The organism is Aeromicrobium sp. 9AM (assembly GCF_902506105.1).
GTDB lineage: Bacteria > Actinomycetota > Actinomycetes > Propionibacteriales > Nocardioidaceae > Aeromicrobium.
Genome location: NZ_LR733304.1, coordinates 2,736,402 through 2,758,648 on the forward strand (window position 1 = coordinate 2,736,402; position 22,247 = coordinate 2,758,648).

23 protein-coding genes are annotated in these 22,247 nt (G+C 68.0%); 15 read left to right on the plus strand and 8 right to left on the minus strand.

Annotated elements, in window-relative coordinates; genetic code table 11:
• Positions 1–232 precede the first annotated feature (232 nt).
• Positions 233–2,434 (minus strand): 3-hydroxyacyl-CoA dehydrogenase NAD-binding domain-containing protein, encoded by a 2,202-nt coding sequence (locus BOSE46_RS19975; RefSeq protein ID WP_159542059.1) that lies wholly within the window; start codon positions 2,432–2,434, stop codon positions 233–235.
• A gap of 19 nt (positions 2,435–2,453) precedes the next feature.
• A complete protein-coding gene (locus BOSE46_RS19980) occupies positions 2,454–3,665 on the minus strand; it encodes an acetyl-CoA C-acetyltransferase (protein WP_159542061.1) in 1,212 nt (403 codons plus the stop codon).
• Positions 3,666–3,803: 138 nt separating this feature from the next.
• Between BOSE46_RS19980 and BOSE46_RS19985 the strand changes: the two genes are divergently transcribed.
• Positions 3,804–4,526 carry a MerR family transcriptional regulator gene (locus tag BOSE46_RS19985; RefSeq protein ID WP_159542063.1) on the plus strand — a complete coding sequence of 241 codons (723 nt, stop codon included), beginning with the start codon at positions 3,804–3,806 and terminating at the stop codon, positions 4,524–4,526.
• Positions 4,527–4,592: 66 nt separating this feature from the next.
• Here the strand turns inward: BOSE46_RS19985 and BOSE46_RS19990 are convergent, their stop codons facing one another.
• Positions 4,593–5,735 (minus strand): acyl-CoA dehydrogenase family protein, encoded by a 1,143-nt coding sequence (locus BOSE46_RS19990; RefSeq protein WP_159542065.1) that lies wholly within the window; start codon positions 5,733–5,735, stop codon positions 4,593–4,595.
• A gap of 12 nt (positions 5,736–5,747) precedes the next feature.
• The gene (locus tag BOSE46_RS19995) at positions 5,748–6,896 is read right to left on the minus strand and encodes a CaiB/BaiF CoA-transferase family protein (RefSeq protein WP_236551819.1); all 1,149 of its coding nucleotides are present in this window, start codon (positions 6,894–6,896) and stop codon (positions 5,748–5,750) included.
• Positions 6,897–7,005: 109 nt separating this feature from the next.
• Between BOSE46_RS19995 and BOSE46_RS20000 the strand changes: the two genes are divergently transcribed.
• The 4 genes from BOSE46_RS20000 (at position 7,006) to BOSE46_RS20015 (ending at position 11,192) form a co-directional block, all read left to right on the plus strand.
• Positions 7,006–7,818 (plus strand): alpha/beta fold hydrolase, encoded by an 813-nt coding sequence (locus BOSE46_RS20000; protein WP_159542069.1) that lies wholly within the window; start codon positions 7,006–7,008, stop codon positions 7,816–7,818.
• 168 nt (positions 7,819–7,986) lie between these two features.
• The gene (locus BOSE46_RS20005) at positions 7,987–9,042 is read left to right on the plus strand and encodes an NAD(P)-binding domain-containing protein (RefSeq protein ID WP_159542071.1); all 1,056 of its coding nucleotides are present in this window, start codon (positions 7,987–7,989) and stop codon (positions 9,040–9,042) included.
• 81 nt (positions 9,043–9,123) lie between these two features.
• A complete protein-coding gene (locus BOSE46_RS20010; protein ID WP_201299691.1) occupies positions 9,124–10,602 on the plus strand; it encodes a hypothetical protein in 1,479 nt (492 codons plus the stop codon).
• 5 nt (positions 10,603–10,607) lie between these two features.
• Positions 10,608–11,192, plus strand: a complete 585-nt coding sequence (locus BOSE46_RS20015; protein WP_159542073.1) for a hypothetical protein — start codon at positions 10,608–10,610, stop codon at positions 11,190–11,192.
• A gap of 3 nt (positions 11,193–11,195) precedes the next feature.
• On the opposite strand, the gene BOSE46_RS20020 is transcribed toward BOSE46_RS20015, so the two are convergent.
• Together BOSE46_RS20020 and BOSE46_RS20025 are read right to left on the minus strand one after the other, a co-directional pair.
• Positions 11,196–11,882, minus strand: coding sequence for a hypothetical protein (locus tag BOSE46_RS20020; protein ID WP_159542075.1), 687 nt, complete (start codon positions 11,880–11,882; stop codon positions 11,196–11,198).
• A gap of 70 nt (positions 11,883–11,952) precedes the next feature.
• On the minus strand, positions 11,953–13,368 hold the full coding sequence (locus BOSE46_RS20025) for an MFS transporter (protein WP_159542077.1): 1,416 nt from the start codon (positions 13,366–13,368) through the stop codon (positions 11,953–11,955).
• Positions 13,369–13,435: 67 nt separating this feature from the next.
• On the opposite strand from BOSE46_RS20025, the gene BOSE46_RS20030 reads away from it, so the two are divergent.
• Positions 13,436–13,867: a helix-turn-helix domain-containing protein gene (locus tag BOSE46_RS20030; RefSeq protein ID WP_159542079.1), complete on the plus strand. Its 432-nt coding sequence runs from the start codon at positions 13,436–13,438 to the stop codon at positions 13,865–13,867.
• A 47-nt stretch (positions 13,868–13,914) separates the two neighbouring features.
• The gene (locus BOSE46_RS20035) at positions 13,915–14,460 is read left to right on the plus strand and encodes a PadR family transcriptional regulator (protein ID WP_159542081.1); all 546 of its coding nucleotides are present in this window, start codon (positions 13,915–13,917) and stop codon (positions 14,458–14,460) included.
• On the opposite strand, the gene BOSE46_RS20040 is transcribed toward BOSE46_RS20035, so the two are convergent.
• A complete protein-coding gene (locus BOSE46_RS20040; protein ID WP_201299692.1) occupies positions 14,430–14,729 on the minus strand; it encodes an SCO4848 family membrane protein in 300 nt (99 codons plus the stop codon). The two genes, BOSE46_RS20035 and BOSE46_RS20040, sit on opposite strands and share 31 nt — an antisense overlap.
• A gap of 26 nt (positions 14,730–14,755) precedes the next feature.
• Here BOSE46_RS20040 and BOSE46_RS20045 point away from each other — a divergent pair, with 26 nt between their 5' ends.
• From BOSE46_RS20045 to BOSE46_RS20065, 5 genes are all read left to right on the plus strand, one after another.
• Positions 14,756–15,154: a nuclear transport factor 2 family protein gene (locus BOSE46_RS20045; protein WP_159542083.1), complete on the plus strand. Its 399-nt coding sequence runs from the start codon at positions 14,756–14,758 to the stop codon at positions 15,152–15,154.
• Positions 15,151–17,178 carry an NADPH-dependent 2,4-dienoyl-CoA reductase gene (locus tag BOSE46_RS20050; protein ID WP_159542085.1) on the plus strand — a complete coding sequence of 676 codons (2,028 nt, stop codon included), beginning with the start codon at positions 15,151–15,153 and terminating at the stop codon, positions 17,176–17,178. The genes BOSE46_RS20045 and BOSE46_RS20050 overlap by 4 nt, the downstream gene beginning before the upstream one ends.
• A gap of 61 nt (positions 17,179–17,239) precedes the next feature.
• Positions 17,240–18,679, plus strand: a complete 1,440-nt coding sequence (locus BOSE46_RS20055; protein ID WP_236551820.1) for an MDR family MFS transporter — start codon at positions 17,240–17,242, stop codon at positions 18,677–18,679.
• 46 nt (positions 18,680–18,725) lie between these two features.
• On the plus strand, positions 18,726–19,187 hold the full coding sequence (locus tag BOSE46_RS20060; protein WP_159542087.1) for a DUF6264 family protein: 462 nt from the start codon (positions 18,726–18,728) through the stop codon (positions 19,185–19,187).
• A gap of 16 nt (positions 19,188–19,203) precedes the next feature.
• On the plus strand, positions 19,204–19,728 hold the full coding sequence (locus BOSE46_RS20065; RefSeq protein ID WP_159542089.1) for a DUF1697 domain-containing protein: 525 nt from the start codon (positions 19,204–19,206) through the stop codon (positions 19,726–19,728).
• Positions 19,729–19,777: 49 nt separating this feature from the next.
• Here the strand turns inward: BOSE46_RS20065 and BOSE46_RS20070 are convergent, their stop codons facing one another.
• Complete coding sequence (locus tag BOSE46_RS20070; RefSeq protein WP_201299693.1) at positions 19,778–19,933, minus strand: DUF6131 family protein; 156 nt, start codon at positions 19,931–19,933, stop codon at positions 19,778–19,780.
• Positions 19,934–20,052: 119 nt separating this feature from the next.
• Here BOSE46_RS20070 and BOSE46_RS20075 point away from each other — a divergent pair, with 119 nt between their 5' ends.
• The 3 genes from BOSE46_RS20075 (at position 20,053) to BOSE46_RS20085 (ending at position 22,199) form a co-directional block, all read left to right on the plus strand.
• The gene (locus BOSE46_RS20075) at positions 20,053–20,655 is read left to right on the plus strand and encodes a hypothetical protein (protein ID WP_236551821.1); all 603 of its coding nucleotides are present in this window, start codon (positions 20,053–20,055) and stop codon (positions 20,653–20,655) included.
• Between the two features lie 22 nt (positions 20,656–20,677).
• Entirely contained in the window at positions 20,678–21,517 is an 840-nt protein-coding gene (locus BOSE46_RS20080) for an NAD-dependent protein deacetylase (protein WP_159542093.1), read from the plus strand.
• Positions 21,518–21,596: 79 nt separating this feature from the next.
• Positions 21,597–22,199, plus strand: a complete 603-nt coding sequence (locus tag BOSE46_RS20085) for a DUF4389 domain-containing protein (protein WP_159542095.1) — start codon at positions 21,597–21,599, stop codon at positions 22,197–22,199.
• The last annotated feature ends 48 nt before the right edge of the window (positions 22,200–22,247 follow it).

Consider the following 22,247-nt stretch of genomic DNA (forward strand, 5'->3'; position numbering starts at 1 on the left):
AAAGTGAGGTTCGAGCCTATCGCGTTGTTCCTACTAGGAATAGCAGGGACGACCGACACTTTTCGCCGAATTCCTGCCGCGCCGCCCGACCCATGCTCCAACCTCAATTGCGGTTGATGTCAAACCTCGTCCGCAGACAGCAGAACACCCCGGTCGGTGACCGGGGTGTTCTGTGGTGCTCCAGCGCTGCGTTGTCGGCTCGCGACCCTTCGCTCGCAGAGCTCGCTCGACCTCAGGCGAATCGCTCGCCGTTCTTGGCCTTGTCCAGCAGCAGCGCGGGGGGCTCGAAGCGCTCGCCGTACTTCGCGGCCAGCTCCTGCGCCCGCTCGGTGAACGCCTCGATGCCGATGCGGCCGTCGGGGGCCTCGTAGCCGTTGATGTACTGCAGCGCGCCACCCAGCAGGGGCGGGAAGCCGATGCCGAAGATCGAGCCGATGTTGGCGTCCGCGACCGTACGCAGCACGCCCTCCTCGAGGCAGCGCACGGTGTCGAGCGACATGACGAACACCAGACGGTCCTTGAGGTCCTGGAAGTCAGGCTGCTCGGCGGCGACGGGGAAGTGCTCGGCGAGTCCCGGCCACAGGGCCGCGCGCTTGCCGTTCTCGTCGTAGTCGAAGAAGCCCTTGCCGACGAGACGGCTCGTCCGGCCCAGCTCGATCATGGTGTCGATGACGTCCTCGGATGCCGTACGCACCCAGGTGCCGCCCTCGTCCTCGACGGCCTTCTGCGACGCGACACGGATCTTCTTCATCAGCTCGAGGTTGAGCTCGTCGCTGATCTGGATCGGTCCGGTCGGGTAGCCCGACTGGGTCGCGGCACGGTCGATCGAGACCGGGTTGACGCCCTCGGCGAGCATGCCGAGACCCTCGTTGATGTAGTGCCCGATGACGCGGCTGGTGAAGAAGCCGCGGCTGTCGTTGACGACGATCGGCGTCTTCTTGATCGCCTGGACGTAGTCGAGCGCGTGCGCGATCGTCTCGTCGTTGGTCTTGGCACCGGCGATGATCTCGACCAGCGGCATCTTGTCGACCGGCGAGAAGAAGTGGATGCCGATGAAGTCCTCGGGACGCGTGACACCCTCGGCGAGGCCCGTGATCGGCAGCGTCGAGGTGTTGGAGCCGAGCAGCGCGTCGGGGTTGACGACGGGCTCGAGCTCGGCGAACACCGAGTGCTTGAGCTCGACCGACTCGAACACCGCCTCTACGACCAGGTCGCAGCCCTTGAGGTCGGCGTAGTCGGCGGTCGGCGTGATGCGAGCCAGGAAGGCGTCCTTCTTCTCCTGCGTGATGCGGCCCTTCTCGAGCTGCTTGTCGAGGAGCTTCTCGCTGTACGCCTTGCCCTTCTCCGCGGCCTCGAGGCTGACGTCCTTGAGGACGACCTCCATGCCGGCCTTGGCCGAGACGTACGCGATGCCGGCGCCCATCATGCCGGCGCCGAGCACGGCGACCTTGGTGAACTTCTTGGGCTCGATGCCCGCAGGACGCGACCCACCGGCGTTGATCGCGCCGAGGTCGAAGAAGAACGCCTGCGTCATGTTCTTGAACTGCTGGCCGACGAGGAGCTCGACGAGGTAGCGCGACTCGATGCGCGACGCCGTGTCGAAGTCGACCTGGGCGCCCTCGATCGCGGCGCTCATGATGTTGCGCGGAGCCTTGTAGTCAGCGCCCTTGATCTGCTTGCGCAGGTTGGCGGGGAACGCCGGCAGGAACGCGGCGAGCTTGGGCGTCGACGGGGTGCCGCCGGGCAGGCGGTAGCCCTTGCGGTCCCACGGCTGCGTGGCAGCCTCCTCGTTGCCGGCGTTGGCCTCGATCCATGCCTTCGCGGCAGGGATGAGCTCGTCCTGCGTCGGCACGATCTCGTCGACGAGGCCCTTGTCCTTGGCCTGCGCCGGCTTCATGCGCGGACCCTGGAGCAGGATGCCCATCAGCGCGTCCTGGATGCCGAACATGCGGACCGTACGCGTGACGCCACCGCCGCCGGGCAGCAGGCCGAGGGTCACCTCGGGCAGGCCGATCTCGTAGCCGCCGTCGACCGCGATGCGGTGGTGCGTCGCCAGCGCGATCTCGAGGCCGCCGCCGAGGGCAGCGCCGTTGATGGCAGCGACGACGGGCTTGCCGATCGTCTCGAGCTTGCGCAGCGTCGCCTTGATGCGCTCGACGTTCTCGAACAACGCGGGGGCGTCCTCGGGCTTGGACTGCGTCATGAGCTTGAGGTCACCGCCGGCGAAGAAGGTCTTCTTCGCCGAGGAGACGATGACGCCGTTGATCGCATCGGCGTCGGCCGCGATGTCGGTGGCGAGCTGGTCGACGGCCTTGGCCATCGAGTCGGCGTACGCCTGGTTCATCGTGTTGGCGCCCTGGCTGGGGTCGTCGAGGATCAGGTTGACGATCCCGTCGACGAGCTCGTAGCGGACGGCTTCAGTGGTGCTGGTCATGTAGGTGTCCTAGTCCGTTTCAGATTCGTTCGACGACGGTCGCGATGCCCATGCCGCCGCCGACGCAGAGCGTGGCGAGGCCGTAGCGCAGGTCGCGGCGCTCGAGCTCGTCGATGAGGGTGCCGAGGATCATGGCGCCGGTCGCGCCGAGCGGGTGGCCCATCGCGATCGAGCCGCCGTTGACGTTGGTGCGTTCGTGCGGGAAGTCGAGGTCCTTCATGAGTCGCATCGCGACGGCGGCAAAGGCCTCGTTGATCTCGAGCAGGTCGACGTCGTCGACCGTGAGGCCGGCCTTGTCGAGCGCCTTGCGGCACGCCGGCGCGGGACCGGTCAGCATGATCGTCGGGTCGGCACCAGAGACCGCCGCCGAGACGATGCGCGCTCGCGGCGTCAGGCCGTGGCGCTTGCCGGCCGCCTCGCTGCCGATCGCGACGAGCGCGGCGCCGTCGACGATGCCCGAGGAGTTGCCGGCGTGGTGGACGTGGTTGATGCGCTCGATGTCGTGGTACTTCTCCAGCGCTACCGAGTCGAAGCCACCCATGTCGCCGATCTGCGCGAACGAGGCGGGCAGGCCGGCGAGGCTCTCGGCCGTCGTGCCCTCGCGGACGAACTCGTCGTGGTCGAGGATCGTCAGGCCGTTGGCGTCCTTGACCGGGATGACCGACTTGGCGAAGTAGCCGTTGGCGATCGCCTTGGCGGCACGCGCCTGCGACTCGGCGGCGAACGTGTCGACGTCCGTACGGCTGTAGCCCTCGATCGTCGCGATCAGGTCGGCGCCGATGCCCTGCGGAACGAACGCGGTGTCGAACGCCGTACGCGGGTCCATCGCCCAGGCGCCACCGTCGGTGCCCATCGGCACGCGGCTCATCGACTCGACGCCACCGGCGAAGATCAGGTCCTCCCAGCCGGAGCGGATGCGACCGGCGGCCTGGTTGACCGCCTCGAGACCCGAGGCGCAGAAGCGGTTGAGCTGGACGCCGGCGACCGTGTCGGGCAGTCCCGCGGCGAGCGCGGCGGTCTTGGCGATGTCGGCGCCCTGGTCGCCGACCGGCGAGACGACACCGAGGACGACGTCGTCGACGCCCTGGGGATCCAGCGAGGGGTTGCGCTTCTGGATCTCCTCGATCAGGCCCGTGATCAGCGAGATCGGCTTGACCTCGTGCAGCGATCCGGTCTTCTTGCCGCGCCCTCGCGGGGTGCGGATGGCGTCGTAGACATAAGCCTCGGTCATAGCGGGTCCTCGCAGAATTCAGGTGAAAGACGTGTCAGCAGCGTGACAACCTCGATTGTGACACCAGCACTGTCAAAGTTCTAGCGACGGTCCTGTGGGCCGCATCACGTCCGGTTTCCGTGGCATAGTCTCTGCACCATGGACACCGCACCCGCCGAGATGAGCGTCGAGCAGCTCTCGTCACGGGTGGGCATGTCGGTGCGGACCGTACGTTTCTACGCCGGCCGCGGGCTCATCCCGCCGCCCCGTCGCGAGGGTCGCAACGGCTACTACGGCCCCGACCACCTCGCCCGGCTCGAGCTCGTCCGCGAGCTGCAGGCGCACGGATTCACCCTCTCCGCGATCGAGGGCTATCTCGAGAACATCCCGTCGGACGCGACCCCCGAGCAGGTGGCGCTGCACCGCACGTTGCTCGCGCCCTGGATGGCCGACCGGCCCGAGGAGCTCAGCCGCGAGGCGCTCGAGCTGCGGGCGGGCCGCGAGCTCGACGACCACGCCCTCGAAATGCTGATCGCCCTCGGCGTGCTCGAGCCGACGCCGACCGAGGACGTCTTCCGCGTCGCACCGGCGCACCTCGCGGTCGGCATCCAGTTCATCGAGACGGACATGCCGATCGAGGTCGCACACGCCTCGCGGCGCATCTTCGACGCCGCCGGCAAGGCCGTGGCCGAGGAGATCACCGAGGTCTTCCGCACCCTGTGGTGGCCGCAGCTGCGGTCCTCAGGGCGTACGGCCGAGGACATCACGGCCCTCGTCGAGCGCTTCAAGCCGCTCACGATCCAGGCGCTCGTCACGGCGTACGAGACCGCAGTCGACGAGGCCAAGCGCGAGACGATCCGCCGCCGCACCGAAGGCAGCTGAGACTCCGTAGGTGGTTGAGGTGCGGAGCGAGCTCTGCGAGCGCAGCCTCGAAACCAGGCGGGCTCGCTAAAGCCCCATCGTGCGGCCGATGATCTCCTTCATGATCTCGGTCGTGCCGCCGTAGATCGTCTGGATCCGGCTGTCGGTGTACGCCTTGGAGATCGGGTACTCGGTCATGTAGCCGTAGCCGCCGTGCAGCTGCAGGCACTTGGCCGCCGCCTTGTTCTGCAGCTCGGTGGTCCACCACTTGCCCATCGCGGCTTCCTCGATCGTCAGCTCGCCCTTGCTCAGCGCGACGATGCTCTTGTCGACGAACGCCTGGCCGATCTGCATCTCAGTCTCGAGCTCGGCGAGCACGAAGCGCGAGTTCTGGAACGAGCCGATGGGCTTGCCGAACGCCTTGCGCTCCTTGACGTAGTCGAGCGTCATGTCGAGGATCGCGCGGGTCGCGGCCATCGCGCCGACGGAGATCGCGAGGCGCTCCTGCGGCAGCTTCTCCATGAGGTAGATGAAGCCCTGGCCCTCCTCGCCGAGGAGGTTGGTCACCGGCACGCGTACGTCGTCGAAGAACAGCTCGGCGGTGTCCTGCGCCTTGAGCCCCATCTTGTCGAGGTTGCGGCCCCGCTCGAAGCCCTCCATGCCGCGCTCCAGCACGATCAGCGAGACGCCCATCGCGCCGGCGTCGGGGTCCGTCTTGACCGCGACTATCACGAGGTCCGCGAGGATGCCGTTGGAGATGAACGTCTTGGCGCCGTTGACGACGTAGTGGTCGCCGTCGCGCACCGCCGTGGTCTGGATGTTCTGCAGGTCCGAGCCTGTGCCGGGCTCGGTCATCGCGATCGCCGTGATCATCTCGCCGCTGCAGAACTTCGGCAGCCAGCGCTGCTTCTGCTCCTCCGTCGCGTACGACAGGAGGTAGCCCGACACGAGATCGGTGTGCAGGACGAAGCCGACGCCGCTGGCGCCGATGCGGATGATCTCCTCGTCGAGCACCGCGTTGAAGCGGAAGTCGTTGATCCCGCCGCCGCCGTACTCCTCGGGCATCATGAAGCCGAGCAGGCCGAGCTCGCCCGCCTTGGTCCAGAGCTCGCGCGGCACGATGCCGTCCTTCTCCCACTGGTCGTGGTGAGGAGCGATCTCCTTCTCGCAGAACGTCCGCACGGTCTCGCGGAACGCCTCGTGGTCGGCCTCGAAAATGTCTCGTTGCATGATTCCCTCTGGTCAGTCGGCCTGGACGGCGACGCCGTCGGCGATGAGCTGGTCGATGTCGTTGATGCCCCAGGCGGCGAGCGCCTCGGTGGTGTTGGCGCCCGGCCTAGCCGGGGGTGTGGTCAGCGTCGTGGGGGTCCCGGAGAACCGGGGCGCCGGAGCGGGCTGGGTCACGCCGCCTTCCTCGACGTACGTCCCACGGGCGGCGTTGTGCGGGTGCTCGGCCGCCTCGTGCATCGGGATGACGGGGGCGACGCATGCGTCGGTCCCGTCGAAGAGCGCGGCCCACTCGGCCTGCGTCCTCGAGGCGAATGTCTCGGCCAGCACCTTGCGGAGCTCGGGCCACTGGCCGATGTCGTTGCGATCGGGCGGGTCGTCGAGTCCCAGGACGCCGACGAGAACCTCGTAGAACCGTGGCTCGAGGGCGCCGACCGACATCCACCGGCCGTCCGAGGTCTCGTAGACGTCGTAGTAGGGCGCGCCCGTGTCGAGCAGGTTGGTGCCGCGCTCGGTGGTCCAGAGGCCCGCTGCCTGCATCGACAGCTGCATCGCGAGCAGGTGGGCCGCGCCGTCGGTGATGGCCGCGTCGACGACCTGCCCCTCGCCCGTCGTACGCGCGTGGGTCAGGGCCGCGAGCACGCCGGTGACGAGGTACATCGAGCCGCCGGCGAAGTCGCCGAGCAGGTTGAGCGGGATCTGCGGGGGTCCGCCGGCCCGGCCGATCGGGTCCAGCGCGCCGGCGACGGAGATGTAGTTGACGTCGTGGCCGGCGGTCTGCGACAGCGGCCCGTCCTGGCCCCAGCCGGTGATGCGTCCGTAGACGAGCTTCGGGTTGCGCGCGTGGCAGGCCTCCGGCCCGAGTCCGAGCCGCTCGGTCACCCCCGGCCGGAATCCCTCGATCAGGATGTCGGCCCGCTCGACGAGCTCGAGCACGACCTCGACAGCGCGGGGGTCCTTGAGGTTGAGCGCGACGGACGGCCGGCCGCGGCTCAGCACGTCCTGCGCAGTCGGCACCACCAGTCCGGCGCCGCCGGGCCGGTCGATGCGGATCACCTCGGCGCCGAGGTCGGCGAGCAGCATGCCGGCGAACGGTCCGGGACCGATGCCGACGAGCTCGACGACACGTACGCCGTGCAGCGGGCCGGAGCGTGGGTTGGTCACACGGCCGATTGTGACAGTGGCACTGTCACGGTTGCAAGTGACCCCCGTTACATACCGGAGGTATGGGTATGTGTCATCATCAATGTCACGTTCGTGAAAGGACTGCTGCATGACGACTCGTCTCGCGTACACCCGCAAGGGATCCGGTGAACCCCTTCTGCTGATCCATGGCATCGGGCACCGGCGACAGGCCTGGGACCCGGTCATCGACCGCCTCGCCGAGTCGTACGACGTCATCGCGATCGACCTCGCCGGGTTCGGCGAGTCCGAGCCCTATCCGGACGGCACCGCCTACAACATGGACAACGCGTGCCGCATCATCGGCGAGAACCTCGAGGAGTGGGGCGTCTCCCAGCCGCACGTCGTCGGCAACTCGCTCGGCGGCGCGATCGCACTCGAGATGGGCGCCCGCGGGATGGCCCGTTCGGTCACCGCGCTGAGCCCGGCAGGATTCTTCCGCAACGTCGGCGACCGGCTCATCGCCCTGTTCGCCCTGATCCTGCTCAAGCTGTCGTCGTACCTGCCGCTCGCGGTCGTCCGCCCGGCGCTCCGCAGCGCAGCGGGCCGGCGCCTCATCGGACGCACCCTGTACGTCAACGGTGACCGGATCACGGTCGAGGACTTCGTCGGCGACGCGCTGGCGCTGCGCAACGGCTCGGCGTTCTTCCCGACGTTCAAGGCCGGGTTCACCTATCAGTTCACGAGCACGGTCGACGTCCCGACGACCGTCGCGTGGGCCACCCGCGACCAGGTGCTGGTCTATGGCCAGTCGGGTCTCGCGCAGGAGCGCCTCCCGGACGCGCGGCACGTCGCACTGCCGCACTGCGGTCACGTGCCGATGGTCGACGACCCGGAGCTGATCGTCCGCGTCATCGACAACACGATCGACGAGGCGTCGGCGTCCGAGGAGCAAGCCGCATAGGACGCCGCTGGTTGAGGTGGTTTCGAGGCTGCGCTCGCAGAACTCGCTCCGCACCTCAACCACCGGAGTCGGCCTGCTGGTTGAGGTGCGAAGGCCGTCCGCGGCCGGAGCCTCGAAACCAGTTCTCGAGGTGGGCATACCTGTTCGGTCCTGGGCGTTCTGCATGGTGTGGAGATCTTTGACTCGGTGGTGATCGGTGGCGGGCAGGCCGGCCTGTCGTCGTCGTACCACCTCAAGAAGCGCGGCATCGCGCACGTGCTCCTCGACTCCAACGCGCACCCGGGCGGCGCGTGGCAGCACCGTTGGGACGCGCTCACGATGAGCGACGTGCATCGCGTCTCGGACCTGCCTGACGACCCGATCCCCGACGCCGCCGACACGGAGCGGGCCAACGCGTTCGTGCCGGCGTACTTCGCGGACTACGAACGTACGCACGACCTGCCCGTCGTCCGGCCTGTGAAGGTCCAGCGAGTCGGCGATCACGACGGGCTGCTCCGGGTCGAGAGCGCCAACGGCACGTGGCTCAGCCGTACGCTCGTCAACGCGACCGGCACCTGGACGAGGCCGTTCATCCCGTACTACCCGGGCGCCGAGACCTTCGCCGGCGAGCAGCTGCACACCGTCGACTACCCCGGACCGGAGCACTTCCGGGGCAAGCGGGTGCTCGTCGTCGGTGGTGGCGCGTCGGCGGTGCAGTTCCTCGGCGCGCTCCGGCCGCTGACCGACACGATCTGGGTCACCCGGCGCGAGCCGGTGTGGCGCACAGACGAGTTCACCCCCGAGATCGGCCGCGAGGTCGTGGCTCGGGTCGAGGAGCGCGTACGCCAGGGGCTGCCGCCCCGCAGCGTCGTGAGCGTGACCGGGCTGATGCTCCGGCCGCAGGAACGCGAGGCCGAGCGCCTCGGTGCGTACGAGCGCAGGCCCATGTTCAGCCGCATCGAGCCCGACGGCGTGCGCTGGGCCAGCGGGGAGTTCGAGCACGTCGACGTGATCCTTTGGGCGACCGGCTTCAGGCCGGCGATCGAGCACCTCGGACCCCTGCAGCTGCGCAGCCCACGCGGCGGCATCCAGCTCGACGGGACCACCGCGGTCGCCGATCCCCGCATCCAGCTGGTCGGCTACGGGCCGTCCGCGAGCACGATCGGCGCCAATCGCGCCGGCCGCTCTGCCGCGCGAGGCGTCGCCGCCTGGCTGGCGTCAGAAGTGGTCGAGCAGACCGCCTGACACCGGCTGCCACTCCCGCACGGTGCGGTCCGTTCCGGGCTAAGGTGTCGTCACCGGCAGGGCGTCTGAGGGGGCGAAGACATGGTGGCTCGTACGCCAGGACCGTTTGCGTACTACGGCGACACGTATGCCGGTGTCACCGGCGACTCGATCCGCGCGGCGGTCGACCCCGTCGACACCCACGCGTCACAGCTCGGCGTGCTGGCCGAGGACCTCAAGGGCGACGAGAAGCAGATCCTCGAGTCGACCGAGGGCGACATCACGACCGACATCGCGGCCAGCCCGCACGTCCCGTACGAGGTGGCGATCCGGCTCGGCGGCAAGGCGCAGTTCGCTGCGGCGTGCACACGCGAGTTCGCCGGCGACGTCGACACGTTCGACGCCGCGGTCAACGAGATCAACGAGTCCTACCGGTCGTCGGTCTTCGCCGCGCAGCACGACCCCGACGTCCGCAGCGGCGACATCAAGCTGGCCGACCTGCAGTCGGGGTTCAAGGCCAACCTGCAGCCGCGCTACGCCAAGGCCGAGGAGGCTCTCGACACGGCCGCCGACGAGGTCGCCGCCAAGCTCAAGACCGGGCCGACCGACGAGGAGGTCCGCCAGTTCATCCGGCAGGGCCTGATGCCGCTGGCCGCCGCGTCGTTCTTCCCGACGCTCGTGCTGACGGAGTCCGACAAGCAGGCCGCGTACGTGTTCATCGTCAAGGACACGATCGCCCGGCTGCGCGAGGAGGGTCTGCTCACGGGACCGGACCCTGGCGGCTACTACCTGAAGTGGCTGCAGAACGCGACGGCCCGAGGCGTCTCGATCGACGACATCGTCGAGATCGCCCGCGAGCACGACATCCGGCCGGACGACTTCGAGGTGCTGGACGGGCTCGAGGAGGTCAAGGACCGCGACGGCAAGTCATTCTTCATCCTGCCGACCGACATCAGCGGCGACGACGCCCGCAAGGCCGTGCTCATGACGTACATCCTCAATGCCGGCACCGACTACGGCACGGCCGACAGCTCACGCGACTTCGCCGAGACGCCGTACTCCTCCGACGAGATCCAGCGCATCAAGGACCGGCAGGGCGAGAACGACTGGTTCAGCTACGGCCAGGACGTCGGGTTCGTCAACGGCAACGGCGGCCGGCTCGCCACCACGCCGAACGGCATGCTGATGGGCCTGGGCGGCAACGGCCTGCAGGACGTCTACAGCTCCAACGGCGGCACGACGTTCGGCGACATCTTCATGCTGAACATCGACGACCCGGACGACAGCCACGAGGCGCTCCGGTCGGTCATCCAGTCCGGGCTGGCCAACTACGCGGACAGCGACGGCGAGCCGTACTCCGACAGCAGCCTCGACCTCGACCGGCTGCTGCACCACGAGGAGCGGCACTCCCAGCAGTGGGCCCGCGAGGGGTACGCCGGGTTCATCGCGAGCTATCTCAACGAGTCGGTCGACTGGGACATGAAGGGGTGGGGCCCGTTCCAGGCACCCATCCCGCACACCGCCGAGGGCAAGGACAACGCGTACGAGTCAGACGCCGGCCTGACCGACGGCGGGTACTGACCCAGATGCGGCGCCGCCCCATCCGCGCGGCGGTGACCGTCGCCGCACTCGGCCTGCTCCTGGGACTCGGGGCGTGCGATCCCAAGAGCGATCCGATCACCCCGCGGGGCGCCGGGTTCCAGCAGTCCGCCGAGGGCGACCTGGACATCTGGTTCGGCGGGCCGTGCCGCGACGTCGTCGAGATCGAGCTGGGATTCGTCAAGGACGAGGACGACGAGGACCCCCTCCGGCTCGTGCTGCGGGCGCCTGGTTTCACCCCCTCGGCGGAGCTGCCCGCCAAGCCTCCCAAACCGGGGTCAGGCATCCCGTCGCTCGACGAGCTGAGCGTCGGTACGACCCCGGACGGCCTGCAGGCGACATCGCCGCTCCCCAAGGGATTCGACTGGCGCGACTACCGCACGGTCCGCCTGCTTGTGAAGACCTCACGCGGCCAGGCCGCCACGTACCTCAGCACCAAAAGACTGAAGGACGAGTCCGGCGACCACGCCGACGAGTTCTACGTGCAGGACCAGGGCTGGTTCGACAAGAGCGCGTTCAGCAAGGCCGAGGGTGACGACTTCAAGGCGCTCTGCAGCAGCATCAACCCGTGACGGCTAGGACGGGAGGTTGGCGAGGTCGAGCACCTCGTCGGCGGACGGTGCCTGCGCCTCGGAGACCTTGTCGTACGAGAAGTCGAAGCTGCCGGCACCACTCGTTGCCACGAGACTGATCGGCCTGGCGTTGCTCTTGTCGAAGTAGAACGTGCCCTGCTTGTCCTTGAGCGCGATGCAGTCGACGCCGTTGACCTTCTTCTCCGTGCCCTTCGTGACCTTGCTCTCCGGATCGAGCAACGAGTCGAAGAACTCCTTCTTCGAGACGAAGCTGCCGATCTCCGCGAAGTTCTGGTTGCCCGGATCGATCGCGACCCACTTGTCGCCGATCAGGTCCATGGTCTCGGCCGGCGCGCCGCTCGACTCGAAGAACTCCTTGTCGGCCTTGAAGTAGGACTTGCCGTCGGCCTTGAGGACCTTGAGCGTCATGCCGCTGAACTCGACGGTTCCCGATGCGGTCTTGCCCGCGAACGACATGTCGACCGCGATCTCGGCCCCTTCGTCCTCGTCCTTGCCCTGCCCCTTGACCGCGATGAATTCCTCCTGGGCCAGCTGCTTCTCGGCCTTGGCGAGGATCTTGGTGGCCGAGAGGTCGGCGATTCCGTCGTCCGAATCGCTGCCCGAGCCGCAGCCGACCAGGACGAGTGCCGAAGCGACGACGAGAGTGAGAGTGCGTGCGCGAGTGATCATCGGTCATCCCCTGTGTGCCCGGCGCCCCCTGCTGGTCACCGGTGATCGAATGGACACACCCTCTCGTGGATCACGCGGACGCGCCAGTCGGCTCCGCCCGCCGCACCACGGCGTGGACCACGCTGATCACGACCGCGACCAGTGCCGCGACGAAGGGCACGAGGAGCGCGGCCCGATAGTCCTCCAGCGTGTACGTCGCACCGTCCGCGACCGCGACGAGGACGGCGGAGACCACCGCGAGGCCGACCGCGCCGCCGATCTGGAAGGACGTGTAGAGCAGGCCGCCCGCCAGGCCGTGCTCCGCCTCCTCGACACCGTCGGTCGCGCCGATCGCGAGCGTTCCGTAGGCGAGGGTGAACGCGAAGCCCATCGCGACGAGGCTGGGGAGCATCGCGAAGTACGACCAGTCGGCGGTCATCGGCAGGAACAGGGCGAAGGCCAGGAGCTGTGCGCCGACACCTGCCGCGAGGACCGGAGCATGCCCGAACCGGGTGACCAGCCTGGGGGTCAGCGTGGGTGCCAGGATGCCGTCGATCGCCATGATGACGAGGGTCAGGCTCGTCTCGAGCGTCGACCAGCCGCGCAGCTCCTGCAGATAGAGCACCACGACGAACTGGAAGCTGAAGAACGCACCCATGAACAGCAGTCCCACCGCGTTGACCCGCACGACCGTCCCCGTTCGGAGGATGCCGAGTCGTACGAGCGGCTCGGGCGTCCGGCGCTCGATCCACACGAAGCCGGCCAGCGCGGCCACCGCTGCGAGACCCGTGGTGGCCGTCGTGAGCAGGGAGCTGTGCGAGGCCCGCTCGAGTGTGTAGACGAGCAGGAGCAGACCGGCGGCCAGGGCCGCTGCGCCTCCCAGGTCGAGCTCGCGGACCCGACGGCGGACCGCGACGGTGTCCACCGGGACGAGCCGGAGTGCGGCCGCCAGGATCAGGCCCGACATGATGACCGGGGCGAAGAAGACCCAACGCCAGTCGGCCAGGGTCAGGAAGCCACCCATCACGAGTCCCAGACTGAACCCGGCCGCGCCCGCCGCGCCATAGATCAGCAAAGCCTTCTCGCGTGCGGCACCCTCGGCGTACGTGGTCGTGATGATCGACAGGCCGGCGGGCGTCATGAACGCGGCCGCCACACCCGTGACGAAGCGCGCCACGACCAGCATCCAGGACTCCGTGGCCAGACCGCCGACGCCGGAGAAGACGACGAACACCGCGAGCGAGATCAGGAACATCTTGCGGCGGCCGAGGAGGTCGGCGGCCCGGCCACCCAGCAGCAGGAAGCCGCCGTAGCCCAGGACGTACGCGCTCATGACCCACTGCAGGCCGCCGGCAGCCAGGTCGAACTCCGCCCCGATCGATGGCAACGCGACAGCAAGCATCGCGATGTCGGCACCCTCGAGGAACAGCGCACCGCTGAGCACGAGCAGCAGCCCGAGCCCTTGCCCGTCGAGGCGTCTGATCTCCGTCCGAGTCGCCGTGCTCATGAGCTGTCCTCCCGAATTCGTGGTTCCCTCTTGTAACTGACCCCATCTTGCGTCACCATGAGGAACTATGGAAGAAGGCACTTCAACCTCACCCGGTTCCTGCGACGTAACCGGCGAGACCGACGCGTTCCAGTGGGACACCCGCGAGGGCTGCGAGGTCAGGCAGATCCTCGACCGTATCGCCGACAAGTGGTCGCTCATGGTGATCTCACTGCTCGGGCACCGGACCCTGCGGTTCACCGAGCTCAAGCGCGAGATCGACGGCGTCAGCCAGCGCATGCTGACTGTCACGCTGCGCCACCTCGAGCGCGACGGACTGATCGAGCGCACGGTGCACCCCGTGGTCCCTCCGCGTGTCGACTACGCGCTGACCGACCTCGGCTGCGGGCTCATCGAGACGATCCAGTCGCTGGTTCGGTGGACCGAGGGCAACCAGGAAGCCATCATCCGGGCCCGGGTCGCGTTCGACCAGCGGCAGAACGAGACTGTGCCTGCGTGATAGGCACCACGTTGCACTGCAACTAGTTGCATAGTACGGTCGCGGGCATGGCGCTCGAGCACGCGATCCTGGTGTCCCTCGCGGAGAAGTCCGCGTCGGGCTACGACCTCGCGCGCCGCTTCGACGCCTCGATCGGGCACTTCTGGAAGGCCAGCCACCAGCAGATCTACAAGGTGCTGGGCCGCATGGAGTCCGACAAGTGGGTCGAGGCTCACCTGGTCGAGCAGAGCGGACGACCGGACAAGAAGGTGTACGCCATCACGTCCGAGGGCAGCGACGAGCTCATGCGCTGGTCGTCGACCCCGACGCCGATCGAGGCCTACCGCAGCGAGTTCGCCGTCAAGCTGCGCGGGCTGCGGTTCGGCGATCGCGACGCGGTGCTGTCGGACGTGACCACCCGCCGCGCGGCGCACGTGGCGCAGCTGGCGTACTACGAGGCCAGCGCTGCCAAGCACTATCCCGATCCGTCGGCGATCGGCGAGGACGAGCTCGGTGCCTATCTCGTGCTGCGGGGCGGGCTGATGCAGGAGCAGGCCGCGATCGCGTGGTGCGACGAGATTCTTCAGGCCCTCGGTGCGGACGGCGAGCGATGAGCCCGTACGCCGATCAACAGCACACCGAGGCCGATCACGATCGCCGTCGTGATGAGCACCGCGTGCACCCAGAAGAACGCCGTCGGAGCGCTGTGCCAGTGCTCGCCGTCCCACGCCCGGTCGTCGTCGACGATCGCCTTGGCGAACCGCGGCCAGATCACGACGTTGAAAACACCCGCGACGATCAGGAACCGGGCTGCCAGCCGGTCCCGGTTCCTAGGGAGGCCGTCCGCGGCCGACCGGGAGCGAGCTCTGCGAGCGAAGGACACCAGGCCATCCCATCACAGGAGTCCTCATGAACGAGTTCCGCGCTGCCGTCGAGGCGGGTGACTTCGCCGCGCTGGGCGACCTGCTCGCCGACGACGTCGTGTTCCGCAGCCCCGTGGCCTTCAGGCCGTACGAGGGCAAGCCGATCGTCGCTGCCATCCTCCGCGGCGTCGGCCGGGTGTTCACCGAGTTCCGGTACGTCCGGGAGCTCGCCGATGACGACGGACGCGGCTCGGCGCTGGTCTTCGAGACCGTCGTCGACGGGGTGAGCGTCAACGGCATCGACCTCATTCGTACCAATGACGACGGCCTGATCAGTGAGCTGACCGTGATGGTCCGCCCCCTCTCAGCCGCCAACGCCCTCGCCGCCGCGATGGCAGCACAGTTCGACCAGATCGTCGCCGAAGCCTCAGGAGCCAGCTCATGACCAGTCCTTATCCGCATCTGCTCGAGCCGCTCGACCTCGGCCACACGACCCTGCGCAACCGCGTGATCATGGGCTCGATGCACACGGGCATGGAGGACCGCGCCAAGCACCTGCCAGAGCTCGCGGCCTACTTCGCCGAGCGCGCCAAGGGCGGCGTCGCGATGTCGGTGACCGGCGGGTACGCACCCAACTGGCGCGGCTGGCTGTCGCCGTTCGGCTCGGTCATGACGTCGAAGCGGTTCGCCGACAAGCACCGCATCGTCACCGACGCGGTGCACGAGCACGACGGCAAGATCGTGATGCAGCTGCTGCACGCAGGCCGCTACGGCTACCACCCGTTCAAGCGGGCCGCATCGACGAAGCCGTCGCCGATCACGCCGTTCGGCAAGCCCAAGGCGATGTCGGCCAAGGAGGTCGACCGCACAATCACGGACTTCGCGAACTCGGCCACGCTCGCCCGGCGGGCCGGCTACGACGGCGTCGAGATCATGGGCTCCGAGGGCTACCTGATCAACCAGTTCCTGACGGCACGCACCAACGACCGCGCGGACAAGTGGGGCGGCAGCGCCGAGAACCGGATGCGCTTCCCGGTCGAGATCGTCGAGCGCGTACGCGAGGCAGTGGGCGACGACTTCATCGTGATGTACCGGATGTCGTTGCTCGACCTCGTCGACGACGCGCAGAGCTGGGAGGAGACCGTCACGCTGGCCAAGAAGATCGACGCGGCCGGCGTCTCGATCATCAACACCGGCATCGGCTGGCACGAGGCCCGCATCCCGACGATCGTCACGTCGGTGCCGCGCGGCGCGTTCTCGTGGGTCACCGGCAAGCTGCGGCCCGAGGTGTCGGTGCCGGTCGTGGCGTCCAACCGCATCAACACCCCCGAGATCGCCGAGGAGATCATCGCCTCCGGGCAGGCCGACCTGGTGTCGATGGCGCGGCCGCTGCTCTCGGATCCGTACTTCGTCGCCAAGGCCGCGGAGGACCGGGCCGACGAGATCAACACCTGCATCGCGTGCAACCAGGCATGCCTCGACCACACGTTCAAGAACCAGCGGGCGAGCTGCATGATCAACCCGCGAGCCGGACACGAGACGTCGCTCGTGCTGTCGCCCACGCGTACGTCCAAGCGGATCGCGGTCGTCGGCGCTGGCCCCGCGGGGCTCGCGGCGGCCACCGAGCTGTCGGGCCGCGGTCACACCGTGGAGCTGTTCGAGGCGTTGCCTGAGGTCGGCGGGCAGTTCCGCCTCGCGATGCAGATCCCCGGCAAGGAGGAGTTCAAGGAGACGATCCGCTACTACTCGCGGCGCCTCGAGCTCGGCGGGGTCAAGATCCACCTCGACACCAAGGCCACGGTCGACGACCTGGCGAGCTTCGACGAGGTCGTCGTGGCCACCGGCGTCGAGCCCCGCATCCCGTCGATCCCCGGCGTCGACCACCCCAAGGTCGTCAACTACCAGGACGTCATCCGGCACCGCGCGCCCGTCGGTCGCCGCGTCGCGGTCATGGGCGCCGGCGGCATCGGGTTCGACATCTCGGAGTTCCTGCTGCACGACCCCGACGAGTCGGCCGAGCACTGGATGCAGCGCTGGGGCGTGACCGATCCTGAGCTCGAGCGCGGCGGTCTCGCGACCAAGCTCAAGGCGCCGCCCAGGCGCGAGGTCGTCCTGCTCCAGCGCAAGGCCACCGACCTCGGCAAGGGTCTCGGCAAGACCACCGGCTGGGTGCACCGCCAGACCCTCAAGGACTCCGGCGTCGAGATGGTCAAGGGCGTCACGTACGACCGCATCGACGACGACGGCCTGCACATCACGGTCGCCACGGGCAAGGACACCTCGGAGTCACGGGTCCTCGACGTCGACACGATCGTCCTGTGCACGGGTCAGGAGTCCGTACGCGACCTCATCGAGCCCCTGGAGTCGCTCGGCAAGCCGGTGCACGTCATCGGTGGTGCCGACGTCGCCGCCGAGCTCGACGCCAAGCGCGCCATCAAGCAGGCCACCGAGCTCGCGGCGAGGTTGTGAGCGGGCTCCATCGTCTTCCCCGGGGGAATGGTTGCCGGGTGCACCGGGTTGAACCATTGACGTGACGACCCCTGGACCTACTCGCGCCTCCATCGGACTGCGGTCCGAACGCGGCCCGGTGCTGCTGGGGGTCATGCTGTCGGTCGGCCTGGTCGCGATCGACGCGACGATCCTGGCGACAGCGGTGCCATCGGTCGTCGAGGACCTCGGCGGTTTCTCGCAGTTCCCGTGGTTGTTCTCGATCTACCTCCTCGCCCAGGCGATCTCGGTGCCGCTGTACGGCAAGTTCTCCGACATCCTCGGCCGCAAGCCGGTCATGCTGTTCGGCATCGCGCTGTTCCTCCTCGGCTCCGTGCTGTGCGGCGCTGCGTGGAGCATGCCGTCGCTGATCGTCTTCCGAGCCGTCCAGGGTCTCGGCGCCGGCGCCGTCCTGCCGATGAGCATGACGATCATCGGTGACCTGTACTCGATCGAGGAGCGGTCGAAGGTCCAGGGCTACGTCGCGAGCGTATGGGGTGCGTCCTCGGTCATCGGCCCGACGCTCGGCGGGGTGTTCTCGGACTACCTGTCCTGGCGCTGGATCTTCTTCGTGAACGTGCCGATCGCGATCGGCGCCGCCTACATGTTGATCCGCCGCTTCCGCGAGGACGTCACGCGCACCCGGCACCGGATCGACCACGCCGGTGCCATCACCCTCGCGATCGGTGGCTCGCTGCTGATCCTCGGCCTGCTCGAGGGCGGCGTCGAGTGGGCGTGGGGCTCGACGGCCAGCATCTCGGTGCTCGCCACCGCTGCCGTGCTGCTCACCGCGTTCGTCCTGATCGAGCGCCGTGCCACCGAGCCCATCCTGCCGCTGTGGGTCTTCCATCGTCGGGTGCTGGTGGGCGCGAACGCGTCGAGCCTGGTCGTCGGTGTCCTGCTGATCGGCCTCACCTCGTACGTCCCGCTGTACGCCCAAGGGGTGCTCGGCACCAACGCCCTGGTGGGCGGATTCGTCGTCGCCGCGATGACGATCGGTTGGCCCATCTCGGCCGCGATCGCCGGCCGCTTCTACCTCCGCATCGGCTTCCGCGACACGGCGTTCATGGGCTCGGTGTTCGTCCTGACCGGTGCCGTGCTGCTGCTCACCGTGACCGGCGAGAGCTCGATCTACCTGCTCGCGGGCGCCTGCTTCGTGTTCGGTGTCGGTCTCGGCTTCATCGCCGCACCAATCCTCGTCGCCGCCCAGTCGTCGGTCGACTGGTCAACCCGCGGCGTCGTCACGGGCACCACGATGTTCGCCCGCTCGGTGGGGAGCGCCCTCGGCATCGCGGTGTTCGGCGCGATCGCCAACGCGGCCGTCGCCCGACGTGTGGGTGGATCACACCCCGACCTCGAGCACCTCCCCGCTCACGTGCTCGAGCCGTCGATCCACGAGGTGTACGTCGGCGCAGGAATTGCGGCGATCGTCATGATCGGCGCGATTGCGCTGCTCCCTCGCCGCGTCACGACGGTCGACTGAGTCCGAAACCGCACCACGGGCCAGCCGTACGCGCTAGCGTTCGCGGGTGACCACGCCCCCGGAACCGCAGCTTCCGCCGTTCGGTACGCCGCCAACACCGCAACCCCCGCACCCGCCGGCGTACGCACCGCAGCCGTACCCACAGGCGTACGCACCCCGGCCGCCGAGCAACAACGGTCGCACGGTCGATCGCACACTGTCGTGGATCCTGTTCGTGCTGCAGGTCCTCGGCACGCTGGTGCTGGGGATCGTGTCGATCTTCACGATCTTCACGACGGACTCGTGCGGCACCTCCACCAGCGCCACCGTCCCGGCGGTCTGCGACTCCGACTACTTCGGTGGCGTGCTGATCGGCTACTGGATCTCGTTGGTCGTGCTCGTCGTTGTCACCCTGATCGCGATCATCGTCGCCACCGCTCGGTCGGCGGCCGTGTGGCCGTGGTCCGTCGGTGGCGTCGTGCTCACGTTCGTCGCGACGATCGTGTTCTTCGTGCTCATCAGTCGCTGAACGACATACTGGATCGGTGAGCACCCGGATCGTCCTCCTCCGTGCCGTCAACGTCGGCGGCACCCAGCTGCCCATGGCTGAGCTCCGCGAGATCGCGGGCGATCTCGGAGCGACCGACGTGCAGACGTACATCGCCTCCGGCAACCTCATCGCGGACGTGCCCGGCAAGGGCGCCGACTTCGACCGCGCGCTCGAGAAGGCGCTCGAGAAGCGCTACGGCTGGTTCCGCGACGTCATCTCGCGCACGCCGGCGCAGGTCCGCAAGGCGCTCGACGTGCATCCGTTCGACGTCGAGCAGCCGAAGTACTCGTACGTCTCCTTCCTCACCGGCAAGCCCACCGCAGCGGCGATCACGAAGGCTGAGACGTACGAGACCGGCGAGGACCAGTGGAAGGTCATCGGCACCGAGCTGCACATCCGGTACGCCAACGGTGCGGGCAGGCCGCAGATGAAGGCCGACTCGATCGGCCGCGCGCTCAAGGTGCCCGGCACGGCCCGCAACCTCAACACCGTCAAGAAGCTCATCGAGCTGGCCGACTGACCCACAACATGGAACGGGGCCGCCACCCGAAGGTGACGGCCCCGCCTGTTCAGAAGTAGTGTCTTCGACCGCCGATGCCGCGGTCCATCGAACCCAGGATCCACAAGATCGCACCGACCACGATCAAGATGATGCCGATCGTGTAGAGGATGGCGACATTGAGCACTGCTCCCAGGATCAGCAGGATGATTCCGAGAATGATCACAGCTATTCCTATCTCCCAACGAGCCGGCGAGTACCGACCCGTTCCGCCTCTGGGACTACCCCGATTCGTGGCGCGCACGCACCAGCGGGCCGGAATCACTGAGATTGCAGGTTGTCTCAATGGGTACAGCCGCCCGCATGAGCCAGCTGATCTTCCCCTACTGCCTGGGTGTCTTCTGCGTGCTTCTCCCGCTGCTGGGCAGGCGTCGGATGGAGCGCATGATCGAATCGGCGGACGAAGAGCAGCTCAAGGGCTTCCGCCAGCTCGCCGAGTCGCGGTGGATGGAGAACACCCTTGGCGTGTGGGGTCTGTTGGCCTTTGTGGGAGCGACGTTCGCGGTCGTCCGCGGCCATGCCATCGGGTGGGCCTGGTACGGAGCCGCGGCGCTGTACTTCCTCGGCATCTTCACGGGTCGGCTGCGTCGCGCGCGCCTGCTGGAAGCACTCGGCGATCGCGGGCGGCAGGAGCGACCCGAGCGCTACAAGCAACGCGCCGCCACGTCGTACCGATTCATCCCTGTGGGTGTCAGCGCCTACGTCGGGATGAGGGTCGTTGAGTACGCCTACCCCGACGAGATGCCGACGTGGGCACAAACCGTTCGGGTCGCCTTCGCCCTGGTCCTGATCGTCTGTGTCATCGGCTTCCTTGTGGTTCGCGCGCGCATGTACTGGTCCGGCGACGATCTCGAGCCCGTCGCCGACAAGGAGCCGGACCCACATTGATACCCGGCGGCATACTTGCCTTATGAGCACGGTCCAGAGCGTCCTCGGCGATCGCCGTTGGCTCGTGCTCACGGGCGCCGGGGTGTCGACCGACTCCGGGATCCCCGACTACCGCGGGCCGGGCTCGCCGGTGCGGACGCCGATGACGTACCAGGAGTTCGTGCGTACGCCTGAGGGTCGGCAGCGCTACTGGGCCCGGGCTCACGTCGGATGGAGTCGCATGCGCACGGCGCAACCCAACGCGACGCATCACGCCTTGGCGGAGCTGGAGCGCGACGGACGGCTGACCGGCCTGATCACCCAGAACGTCGACGGGTTGCACGAGCGCGCAGGTCATCGCGACCTGATCGACCTGCACGGCCGGATCGACCGGGTGATCTGCCTCCAGTGCCGCGAGCTGACTCCACGATCCGCGTTGCACGCCCGGCTCTCGCTGCTCAATCCCGGCTACGAGGCGCGCGTCGGCGAGGTGGCGCCCGACGGCGACGTCGTGCTGGACGAGACCGCCGACTTCCGGGTCGCCGAGTGCACGACGTGCGGCGGCGACCTGAAGCCGGACGTCGTGTTCTTCGGCGAGAACGTGCCGAAGGACCGGGTCGAGCGCAGCTACGCGCTGGTCGAGGAGGCCGAAGCTCTGGTTGTGCTGGGGTCGTCGTTGCAGGTGATGTCCGGGCTGCGCTTCGTACGAGCGGCGCACAAACGAGGCATTCCGATCGCGATCATCAACCGCGGGACGACACGGGGCGACGAGCTCGCGACGATCAAGGTCGAGGCCGGCTGCGCCGAGACGCTCGCACTCCTGACCCATGTCGATGCGTCGTTGCCCCTGCAACGGCAGACTGAACTGGCAGCCCAGGACTAACCTCCAAATGCGAGCGCCTGTCGCGTGGGTGCCCTAATGTGTCAATCGGTCTGCAACCATCACACATCGGAGGACTCCCATGAGCGCAGGAGCCACGTCTGGATATCCCGTCACCTTCGAGTTCGACCCGCCGGAGAAGATCGCGCGTTGGCGACCGCTCGTCCACTGGCTGCTGGTGATCCCGCACCTGATCGTCGGGTACGTCCTGACGTTCGTCGCCGAGATCCTGGCATTCGTCGGCTGGATCCTCGGGATCGCCACCGGCAAGATCCCCGAGGGCATCCAGACCCTGATCGCGCTCTCGATCCGCTACAACGCGCGCGCCATGACGTACGCGCTGTTCATGCGCGAGGAGTACCCACCGTTCTCGTTCGACACGACGTTCGACGACCCGGGTGACGACCCACGGGTGCGCGTCTCGTTCGTGCCGGAGATCGAGGGCCGCAACCGCCTCACGATCTTCTTCCGGCTCCTGCTGGTGATCCCGCACTTCATCGTGCTGATGCTCGTGTTCATCGTGTTCTACTTCGTCGTCATCATCGCGTGGTTCGCGGTCATCATCACCGGCAACTGGCCCGCTGGACTGCGCAACTTCGCGGTCGGCCTGATGCGCTGGAACAACCGGCTCAACGGCTACATGTTCCTGTTGACCGACAAGTACCCGCCGTTCGGCTTCCAGTAGCCGAACGACAGAACGCCCCGATCCGCAGCGCGGGTCGGGGCGTTCGTA

What these genes read in the sequence shown, in the direction of transcription:
- BOSE46_RS19975 (WP_159542059.1), bottom strand. Translation starts at nt 2,434, where the DNA reads ATGACCAGCACCACTGAAGCCGTCCGCTACGAGCTCGTCGACGGGATC.
- BOSE46_RS19980 (WP_159542061.1), bottom strand. Translation starts at nt 3,665, where the DNA reads ATGACCGAGGCTTATGTCTACGACGCCATCCGCACCCCGCGAGGGCGC.
- BOSE46_RS19985 (WP_159542063.1), top strand. Translation starts at nt 3,804, where the DNA reads ATGGACACCGCACCCGCCGAGATGAGCGTCGAGCAGCTCTCGTCACGG.
- BOSE46_RS19990 (WP_159542065.1), bottom strand. Translation starts at nt 5,735, where the DNA reads ATGCAACGAGACATTTTCGAGGCCGACCACGAGGCGTTCCGCGAGACC.
- BOSE46_RS20000 (WP_159542069.1), top strand. Translation starts at nt 7,006, where the DNA reads ATGACGACTCGTCTCGCGTACACCCGCAAGGGATCCGGTGAACCCCTT.
- BOSE46_RS20010 (WP_201299691.1), top strand. Translation starts at nt 9,124, where the DNA reads ATGGTGGCTCGTACGCCAGGACCGTTTGCGTACTACGGCGACACGTAT.
- BOSE46_RS20015 (WP_159542073.1), top strand. Translation starts at nt 10,608, where the DNA reads ATGCGGCGCCGCCCCATCCGCGCGGCGGTGACCGTCGCCGCACTCGGC.
- BOSE46_RS20020 (WP_159542075.1), bottom strand. Translation starts at nt 11,882, where the DNA reads ATGATCACTCGCGCACGCACTCTCACTCTCGTCGTCGCTTCGGCACTC.
- BOSE46_RS20025 (WP_159542077.1), bottom strand. Translation starts at nt 13,368, where the DNA reads ATGAGCACGGCGACTCGGACGGAGATCAGACGCCTCGACGGGCAAGGG.
- BOSE46_RS20030 (WP_159542079.1), top strand. Translation starts at nt 13,436, where the DNA reads ATGGAAGAAGGCACTTCAACCTCACCCGGTTCCTGCGACGTAACCGGC.
- BOSE46_RS20035 (WP_159542081.1), top strand. Translation starts at nt 13,915, where the DNA reads ATGGCGCTCGAGCACGCGATCCTGGTGTCCCTCGCGGAGAAGTCCGCG.
- BOSE46_RS20045 (WP_159542083.1), top strand. Translation starts at nt 14,756, where the DNA reads ATGAACGAGTTCCGCGCTGCCGTCGAGGCGGGTGACTTCGCCGCGCTG.
- BOSE46_RS20050 (WP_159542085.1), top strand. Translation starts at nt 15,151, where the DNA reads ATGACCAGTCCTTATCCGCATCTGCTCGAGCCGCTCGACCTCGGCCAC.
- BOSE46_RS20075 (WP_236551821.1), top strand. Translation starts at nt 20,053, where the DNA reads ATGGGTACAGCCGCCCGCATGAGCCAGCTGATCTTCCCCTACTGCCTG.
- BOSE46_RS20080 (WP_159542093.1), top strand. Translation starts at nt 20,678, where the DNA reads ATGAGCACGGTCCAGAGCGTCCTCGGCGATCGCCGTTGGCTCGTGCTC.
- BOSE46_RS20085 (WP_159542095.1), top strand. Translation starts at nt 21,597, where the DNA reads ATGAGCGCAGGAGCCACGTCTGGATATCCCGTCACCTTCGAGTTCGAC.